Here is an 8,830-nt window from a genome sequence, read left to right as displayed (position 1 = left end):
GCGTGAAGGTCGCAATCAGTGAGTCTATCCAGCGACGGTATTGGTCGATATCGAAGTTGCGGCCTGATGCCTGTTTCGACTTGTTGAAATGGTCGAATGCATCCTTATAGCGTTTGAGGTCATTCAGCACCTTGCCCGCCGCCAGATGAAGGTTCTCGGCACCATCCGGTTCAAGCTTCGGATTTCCAAGTTCGCCAAGAATGGCTTTGAGCTCCTTAGGCTCTTCGGTGAATTTTTGTGTCTGTACCAGGTCATTGTACGCCGCCGGCACCTTGATACGACGTTCGATTGCCTCCTGAAGATAGGCGGCAGCTTCAACCATCCGTCCCACGCTGGTGAGCGCGCGAGCCAGTCCGATCCGCACCTTTGGATGATCCCGGTTTATTTTTAGTGCCTTCTCATAAAGCGGCAAAGCCATCTCGGGTTTGTCAAAGTCGATATAAGCGTCCCCCAATGCACAAAGTGCTTCGATAAGATCTGGCTGCAACTCCAAGGCGTACTGCATATGTCTGATTGCTGGCGAATATTCGCTGACCTTCACATAGGCCGACGCAAGCCCAAGGTGGTAGTAGGGGTTTTTTGGCTCCTCACCCGCCGCCCGCGCGAAATATCGCAAGGCCGCCTCATCGTCGTAGCCCAGGCACACGGTCCCCAAGATATACAGGGCAAGTGGATGGTTGGGCGTACGCGCCAGAACTTGCAGGCATAAGTCCTGAGCTTCGCCGAGCCGTTTGACTTGCTGAAACTGATATGCCTGCTGCAGCAACGCCTCGTCGGCCTGCGCACGCGAAAGCGAATTCGCTTTCGGAAGATTCGGTTGCGGGAATTTGGGTTTCGGTCCGGTTTGGACCTTCAGGTGCTTGGACCAGGCAGGCGGCAGACGATTGTTCATTGCGTCTCGCTAGCAAAAAGATACGCAGGAATCCAGCGTTACGATTGCGGACCGCCGGGTGCTTGCACGGCCAAGTCGGCCACGCTAGCAAGAAGGCCCTTTTTCAAGCGAGCTTCCACCATGCACCAGCGCCCTCCCCTCATGCCGCTCATCGCAGCGCTTCCTTCGACGGTGCCGTTTGTCGGCCCCGAAGCGCAGGAGCGCGAGCGTGGCCGCGCTTTCCGCGCCCGCATCGGCGCCAATGAGAGCAGCTTTGGTCCCTCGCCGCGCGTCATCGCCCGCATGGCCGAGATCGCCGGCGACATGTGGATGTATTGCGATCCCGACAATTTCGATCTGAAGGTGGCGGTGGCCGCGCATCACGGCGTAAAGGCCGAGAACGTCGTTGTCGGCGAAGGCATAGATGGCCTGCTCAGCCTGGTGGCACGCATGTATGTCGCGCCTGGTGACGCGGTGGTTACGTCGCTCGGCGCCTACCCGACCTTCAACTTCCACATTGCCGGTGTCGGCGGGCGGCTGGTGACGGTCCCTTACGAGAACGACCGGGAAAGCCTGGATGGCCTGCTGGCGGCGGTGCGCAAGGACAAGGCCCCGCTGGTCTATCTCTCCAACCCCGACAATCCAATGGGCAGCTGGTGGGACGCGAGCGAGATCATCCGCTTCATCGAGGCGCTGCCGCAAACCACCATGCTGGTGCTCGACGAGGCCTATGGCGAACTCGGGCCGGCCTCGGCGATGGCGCCGATCGATATCTCCAGGCCAAACGTCATCCGCATGCGCACCTTCTCGAAGGCTTACGGGCTGGCGGGCATACGCTGCGGCTATGCGATCGCCGAGGCCCAGGTGATCCGCGACTTCGAGAAGATCCGCAACCATTATGGCGTCAGCCGCATGGCGCAGATCGCCGGCGTCGAGGCGCTCGCCGATCAGGACTATCTGCAAAGCGTGGTGGCGCGGGTCGCGGCCGGTCGCCGACGCATCGCCGGCATTGCCGAAGCGAACGGGTTGAAGCCACTGGCATCGGCGACCAATTTCGTCACCATCGATTGCTGCGGCGATGGCGCTTTCGCGCTGAAAGTTCTGCAAGGTCTGCTGTCACGCGACGTCTTCATCCGCAAGCCCATGGTGCCACGGCTCGATCGCTGCATCCGCGTCAGCGTCGGCCTCGACCATGAACTCGACATCTTCGCCGATGAACTTCCGGGCGCTTTGGCGGCAGCGCGGGGAAACTAGTATCCGGTTGTAGGCAAGCCAGAATCACAAGGCACGCTACAAATTCATTTCCCAGGTCTGGCCGGTCAGATCCTTGCCGAAGCTGTGGTGGTGCTCCTGCGAGACCAGCCTGAAGCCGGCACGTTCGTAGATCGCGCGCGCGGCGACGAGGATGTCGTTGGTCCACAGCACCAGCTTGGTGTAGCCGCAAGCCCGGGCCTGGTTCACGCATTCCGCGACCAGTCGTTTGCCGATGCCGAGGCCGCGCGCCGACGCCTCGACATGCAGCATTCTCAGCTTGGCCATTTCGTCGTCCTGATGAACCAGGAACACCGCGCCGACCGGCTCACCACCGCGCTCTGCGATCCAGCAGAAATCGCGGCCGGGCACGAAATTGCGAATGAAATCGGCGCCGATCTCGGCGAGCATGGCCTCGAACTCGATCGTCCAGCCATATTCCTCGGCATAGAGTTGGGCCTGGCGCTGCACGACCCAGCCGACATCGCCGACGCGATGCGGCCGCAACGTCACCTCGCTGCTGTCACGGGTGGGATCGCCCAGCAATTCCCCCGCCTTGCGCAAGGCGCTGCGCAGTTCATGCAACCTGTCGTCGGGAACGCTTTCGATCAGCCGCGCCGTGTCCCGATCGGCCGCCGCCTGCAGTCTGGCAAGCGCTGCCTCGCCCCGTGAGGTCAGCGAGAGGACCCTTCGGCGCCGATCAGCCGGGTCCGTTCTGGCCTCGGTCAGCCCCTGGCCCGCGAACTTGCGCAGGATTCGCGTCAGATAGGCGGCATCGACACGCAACTGTCTTGATATTTCGGAGGCCGCCGGGCCATTCTCCAGCCGAAAAGCCTCAGCCAGGAAACCTCGCTCCCCGGCGATTTCGGCGGAAGCCGGGTTGCTGCGGTGACCCAGTTCGAACAGCACGCGTGCCTCGGTCAAAGTGAATGCACTTTGTGTCAGCGTCTCGTCGAGAAGGCCGACGGTGCGCGTGTAGAAGCGATTGAAGCGCCTGACATCGGCCACCAATGCGTTGCGTTCGTCCAACATCCGCAGCCACTCCTGAGGCAGCCGTATTTTCCAAAATTAGTGGACGGAGTCAATTAAATTTTCGAGCCTGCGAGGCCAGCCATTGCGCCCGCGCGCAGTTCCCAGGTTGCATTCCTCACGCCACGCGCCAGATTCAAAACGAGACAGGCTTGGAGAGATTCATGGCTGATCGTCGCAGGGAAGTGCTGACGCGGGTCTACGGCAATGTGCAAGGCGTCGGCTTCAGGGCCTGGGCTCGGGATCAGGCCACGAGCCTTGGCCTTGCGGGCTGGGTCCGCAATGAGGCGGATGGGTCTGTAACGGCCCAGATCGCTGGGCTCGATGAGGCGGTCTCGATAATGATCGAGCGCCTCTGGAAAGGGCCGGCCGGGGCTTCGGTCTCCAGGGTCGACGTCGAGGACTTGGCAACACAACACGTTCTTGTCGGGTTCCGGATCATTGCCTGAGCGCGCCGCCTTGAATTAATCGAACGTTCGTTTTATTATCGCTCCACAGAGGAGCTGACATGGCGCGCACGACCGGATCCGATGGCGAAAAGACCGAAGCGACCATCCGTGGGGCGGCGGTCAACCTCATCGCGCGGTTTGGCTACGAAGCAATGTCGATGCGCCAGCTTGCCGCCGAGGTCGGCGTCCAGGCGGCCGCGCTCTACCGCTATTTTCCAACCAAGGAAGAGCTTCTGTTCACGCTGATGCGCGAGCACATGGAGGGTCTGGCCACAGCATGGGAAGCAGCCCGCCCGGCGGACGCAGATTCGGCCCAACTGCTCTCGGCCTATGTGCGCAATCACATCGCCTTTCATATCGAGCGACGGCACGCCACGCATGTGTCGAACATGGAATTGCGCAGCCTGTCGCCCGAACGGCTGACGCAGATCCTGCGCATGCGCACTGCCTACGAAAAGGAACTGCGCACTATTTTACGCGATGGCGCCGAGACGGGCACCTTCAGCATCGACGACACCGGACTGACGGCGATGGCGCTGATCCAGATGATGACCGGCGTCATCGTCTGGTTTCGGCCGGGCGAGCGGCTATCGATCGCCGAAGTCACGGCGACATATCTTTCAATGACAATGCGCCTGGTTGGCGCGAGGATCGGCACCTACAGCGCCGCGCGTCCCTTCGGACGCGCAAAGGACGCTGTAGCATTTTGATTTTGCGCATGATCCCTTTCCGAAAATCAAAGTCGATTTTCGCGGTCATGCGCAGGGAGGAACGGCATGTACACGAACACACTCAGCTTCGGGCATGACGAGGAGATCGAGGCGCTGCGCGACTTGGTGCGGCGCTTCGCCCAGGACCGGATCGCTCCGATCGCCGCCGACATCGATCGCTCGAACGAATTTCCGGCGCATCTGTGGGGTGAACTCGGTGCGCTCGGCCTGCTCGGCATCACGGCCGATCCCGATTTCGGCGGCAGCGGCATGGGCTATCTCGCGCATGTGATCGCCGTCGAGGAAATCTCGCGCGCTTCGGCCTCGGTCGGCCTCTCCTATGGTGCTCATTCCAATCTCTGCGTCAACCAGATCAACCGCTGGGGAACGCCAGCGCAGAAGGGAAAATTCCTGCCGCCACTGTGCTCGGGCGAGCGGGTCGGCGCGCTGGCGATGTCGGAACCCGGCGCCGGCTCGGACGTCGTCTCGCTCAAGCTGCGTGCCGAAAAGCGCAACGACCGCTACGTGCTCAACGGCACCAAGATGTGGATCACCAACGGGCCTGACGCCGAGACCCTGGTCGTCTACGCCAAGACCGACCCGGACCTGAAATCGCGCGGCATCACCGCCTTCATCGTCGAGAAAGCAATGGCCGGATTTTCCGTGGCGCAGAAACTCGACAAGCTCGGCATGCGCGGCTCCAACACCGGCGAGCTCGTGTTCGAAAATGTTGAGGTGCCCTTCGACAACGTGCTGCATGAGGAAGGGCGCGGCGTCGAAGTGCTGATGTCTGGCCTAGACTATGAGCGCACGGTGCTTGCCGGCGGCCCGATCGGCCTGATGGCGGCGTGCCTCGACGTGGCGATCCCCTATGTGCATGAGCGCAAGCAGTTCGGCCAAGCGATCGGCGAGTTCCAGCTGGTGCAAGGCAAGCTGGCCGACATGTACACGGTGATGAATGCCGCGCGCGCCTATGTCTATGCCGTTGCCGCCGCCTGCGACCGCGGCCAGACGACACGCAAGGACGCCGCCGGCTGCGTGCTGTTTGCCGCCGAGAAGGCGACGCTGATGGCGCTGGACGCCATCCAGCTGCTTGGCGGCAACGGCTATATCAACGACTATCCGACCGGCCGCCTGTTGCGCGACGCCAAGCTCTACGAGATCGGCGCCGGCACAAGCGAAATCCGCCGCTGGCTGATCGGCCGCGAGATCATGGCCGAGGGGATGTGATGCCTAGCAAGGGAATGCAAGTGTGCCGGACTGCGGATTGCTTGACACGTCAAACACCCATCTCGTGGGAGGCTGTAGTTTTGCGAGTATTGAGAGATAAGCAGGGCCATAGATGATCCTCTCATTGGCGCATCCAATCACAAGGCGGGGAATATTTGCGATGGCTTTGTTTTCCTCAATTGCGGGCTTTCTCGGACAAGCCAAGGCGCAGAAGCGGCGCTTCTCTGACATTGCGGAATTCAGAGGGCTCGTAATCGCCGCACTCAAACGGCAGCCGGGTGTCGATAGCGCTATCGTAGACCCATCGGATCCCGCAAAGATCAGTGCAAAAATCGGCGGCGTGGAAGTGACGCCCGACGTCACAAACGTGTTCGGCTACTTAAACTCATACCCCGACGAGGACGCTGATGCGGCTATAGACAGACTTGTCCGAAGCCTCACCGAAACGCGACCGACCAAGGCGAGCGAAGAAAATCTCATCGCGGTGATCCGGACCCAGCAATATGTCGAGCACCTCAAATCGATGGGTTTGGATTTGTTGTATGAACCGCTGGTTGGTGAGATCTCGGTTGTCTATATGGTCGACCTTCCGGATTCGGTGTCACCCGTGGCACCAAAAGACTTCCCAGGTCGGGCGCTTTCGGATTTGCGGGTCGTTGCGCTGGACAACGTAAAGAAATGGCTTCCTAGAATTGTCTCCGACGGAGAAGCCGCGTTAGCGTGCCTGTATTATGTCGACGGCAATACTATGTTGTCCACAAGCCTTATACTTGTTGACGATTTCTGGTTGTCAATCAAACCACAGTTTCCTGGCGATGTTTTGTTCGCTCTGCCACGCCGAGACCAGTTGTTCGTCTTCGATGCAGGCAATCCGCAAGCCCAAAGCGCGGCCAGGCAGATGATAGACGTTACGTTCAAGGACGGTTTCAATCTGCTGTCCGACAAGATTTACGAACGCCGCAACGGCAAACTCCTGGCGCAGATGTAGGGGTTGGACATGGCTCCATTGCAAACCCAGATCTCCCCCTCCTCCGAAACCTTCCGTGCCAATGCCGAGCGCATGCGGGCGCTGGTCGCCGACATTGCGGAGAAGGCTGCAACCGTCGAGCGCGGCGGCTCGGAGGAAGCGCGCGAGCGGCATGTTTCGCGCGGCAAGCTGTTGCCGCGGGAGCGTCTCGCCCAGTTGCTCGACACCGGCTCGCCCTTCCTCGAGATCGGCCAGTTCGCGGCATGGTCGATGTATGGCGAGGAGATCTCTTCGGCCGGCCTGATCGCCGGCATCGGCCGCGTCGAAGGCACCGAAGTCATGGTCGTCGTCAACGACGCCACGGTGAAGGGCGGCACCTACTATCCGCTGACCGTGAAGAAGCATTTGCGGGCGCAGGAGATCGCGCTGCAGAACAATCTGCCTTGCATCTACCTCGTCGACAGCGGCGGCGCCAACCTGCCCAACCAGGATGAGGTGTTTCCCGACCGTGAGCATTTCGGCCGCATCTTCTACAACCAGGCCAACATGTCCGCCGCAGGCATTCCGCAGATCGCCTGCGTCATGGGTTCCTGCACGGCGGGCGGAGCGTATGTGCCGGCGATGTCCGACGAGACGATCATGGTGCGCAACCAGGCGACCATCTTCCTCGGCGGTCCGCCGCTGGTGAAAGCGGCCACTGGTGAAGACGTCAGCGCCGAGGATCTCGGCGGCGCCGATGTGCACACGCGGCTTTCCGGTGTTGCCGACCACTATGCACTCGACGACAACCATGCGCTCGCCATTTGCCGACGCATCGTCAAAAACCTGAATCGGAACAAGACTGTAAGTCTGAACTTACAGAAATCGATTCCGCCGCTTCATCCCGCGGATGAACTGTACGGCATCGTGCCTACTGACCTGCGCCAGCCCTATGACGTCCGCGAGGTGATCGCGCGCATCGTCGACGGTTCCGAATTCGACGAGTTCAAGCAGAATTACGGCACCACGCTGATCACCGGCTTTGCCCATCTGCATGGCATGCCGGTCGGCATCATCACCAACAACGGCGTGCTGTTTTCCGAAAGCGCGCTGAAGGGCGCGCACTTCATCGAACTGTGCTGCCAGCGCAAGATTCCATTGGTCTTCCTGCAGAACATCACCGGCTTCATGGTCGGTCGAAAATATGAAGCAGGCGGTATCGCCAAGGATGGCGCCAAGCTGGTGATGGCGGTTGCCACCGCCAAGGTGCCGAAGATGACTGTCATCATCGGCGGTTCGTTCGGTGCCGGCAATTACGGCATGTGCGGCCGCGCCTATTCGCCGCGCTTCCTGTGGATGTGGCCGAACGCCCGCATCTCGGTGATGGGCGGCGAACAGGCGGCAACGGTGCTTGCCATGGTCAAGCGCGAAGGCATCGAGCGCAAGGGCGGGGAATGGAGCGCCGAGGAGGAGGCGAAATTCAAGAAGCCGATCCTGATGAAATACGGGCATGAGGGCCATCCGCTCTATTCGTCCGCACGCCTCTGGGACGACGGCATCATCGACCCTGCGAAGACCCGCGACGTGCTGGCGCTCAGCCTGTCCGCTGCGCTCAACGCCGAAATCGAGGACACGCGCTTCGGCGTGTTTCGGATGTGAGAATGGACGGTCAACTTCGACGGAAAAACGGCGGAACTATACCGGCAGGCCGTTGCTGCCGTGCGAAAAGGCTGAACTGTATGGACCAATCGATTCATCAGCATAGGCGGCTTCGATTCTCAAACAGTGAACTGGCGGCGAGGCAAAATATTCGTTACTGCTTATCCTGCATGGGGCAATGGGGACGGGCTGGAAATGAAACTGAAATATTGCCAGGGAACGGCTGCTTCGATACTTTCTGTATTTCTAATATTAACGGCGACCGACGCCGGCTCGGCGGAATCGCTCGCAGGACGCAAGGGAGACGTGCGTTTTCCGCCGACCTTGGGTTCGGGCGAATGCAACGTTGCCTACAAGGGTTATGTCGCGGCGAGCGGTCATTCGGCCTACGCTACAACCTTTTATTCGCGTGTCGTCGACCTCTACATTGTCTGCGGGACGAAGCTCAACGCGCCGTCCCAGAAGGCGGCGGAAGAGACGGCGCTGCGCAATTGCCAAGCCGGCTTGACACGGTGGAAGCTCAAGACCGCGAGTGGCGGCTGCGCAATCTCGTCATCGAAATAGATACTACCGACCGCAAGGTAGAGCACTCCCTTGGTAAGGGAGTGCTCTACGCCGAGGGCTGGAATGGCTCACGGGACAGTACCCCCCTCTGCCCTGCCGGACATCTCCCCCACGTGGGGGG

General features: G+C 60.7%; 9 protein-coding genes. 7 read left to right on the top strand and 2 right to left on the bottom strand.

Annotated features, from left to right (window positions below; genetic code table 11):
* Positions 1–892, bottom strand: an 892-nt coding sequence (locus tag EOC06_RS43265; protein WP_245469938.1) for a lipopolysaccharide assembly protein LapB, incomplete at its 3' end; no start/stop codon positions are given.
* 120 nt (positions 893–1,012) lie between these two features.
* Between EOC06_RS43265 and EOC06_RS23060 the strand changes: the two genes are divergently transcribed.
* Positions 1,013–2,125, top strand: a complete 1,113-nt coding sequence (locus EOC06_RS23060; protein ID WP_128308872.1) for a pyridoxal phosphate-dependent aminotransferase — start codon at positions 1,013–1,015, stop codon at positions 2,123–2,125.
* Between the two features lie 36 nt (positions 2,126–2,161).
* Here EOC06_RS23060 and EOC06_RS23055 read toward each other — a convergent pair whose 3' ends face one another.
* Entirely contained in the window at positions 2,162–3,154 is a 993-nt protein-coding gene (locus EOC06_RS23055; RefSeq protein WP_128308871.1) for a helix-turn-helix domain-containing GNAT family N-acetyltransferase, read from the bottom strand.
* A 161-nt stretch (positions 3,155–3,315) separates the two neighbouring features.
* Here EOC06_RS23055 and EOC06_RS23050 point away from each other — a divergent pair, with 161 nt between their 5' ends.
* From EOC06_RS23050 to EOC06_RS23025, 6 genes are all read left to right on the top strand, one after another.
* Positions 3,316–3,600, top strand: coding sequence for an acylphosphatase (locus EOC06_RS23050; RefSeq protein WP_128308870.1), 285 nt, complete (start codon positions 3,316–3,318; stop codon positions 3,598–3,600).
* Between the two features lie 59 nt (positions 3,601–3,659).
* Complete coding sequence (locus EOC06_RS23045) at positions 3,660–4,310, top strand: TetR/AcrR family transcriptional regulator (RefSeq protein ID WP_127321262.1); 651 nt, start codon at positions 3,660–3,662, stop codon at positions 4,308–4,310.
* A 66-nt stretch (positions 4,311–4,376) separates the two neighbouring features.
* On the top strand, positions 4,377–5,540 hold the full coding sequence (locus EOC06_RS23040) for an isovaleryl-CoA dehydrogenase (RefSeq protein ID WP_128308869.1): 1,164 nt from the start codon (positions 4,377–4,379) through the stop codon (positions 5,538–5,540).
* Positions 5,541–5,700: 160 nt separating this feature from the next.
* A complete protein-coding gene (locus tag EOC06_RS23035; RefSeq protein WP_164898699.1) occupies positions 5,701–6,528 on the top strand; it encodes a DUF1444 family protein in 828 nt (275 codons plus the stop codon).
* 9 nt (positions 6,529–6,537) lie between these two features.
* Positions 6,538–8,145 (top strand): carboxyl transferase domain-containing protein, encoded by a 1,608-nt coding sequence (locus EOC06_RS23030; RefSeq protein ID WP_128308867.1) that lies wholly within the window; start codon positions 6,538–6,540, stop codon positions 8,143–8,145.
* Positions 8,146–8,340: 195 nt separating this feature from the next.
* Complete coding sequence (locus EOC06_RS23025; protein ID WP_127269365.1) at positions 8,341–8,709, top strand: hypothetical protein; 369 nt, start codon at positions 8,341–8,343, stop codon at positions 8,707–8,709.
* Positions 8,710–8,830: the final 121 nt, after the last annotated feature.

The organism is Mesorhizobium sp. M7A.F.Ca.MR.362.00.0.0 (genome assembly GCF_004023175.1).
Lineage (GTDB): Bacteria > Pseudomonadota > Alphaproteobacteria > Rhizobiales > Rhizobiaceae > Mesorhizobium.
The sequence above is the reverse complement of the archived record's forward strand: the minus strand, read 5'-3'. Positions and strand labels throughout refer to the sequence as shown.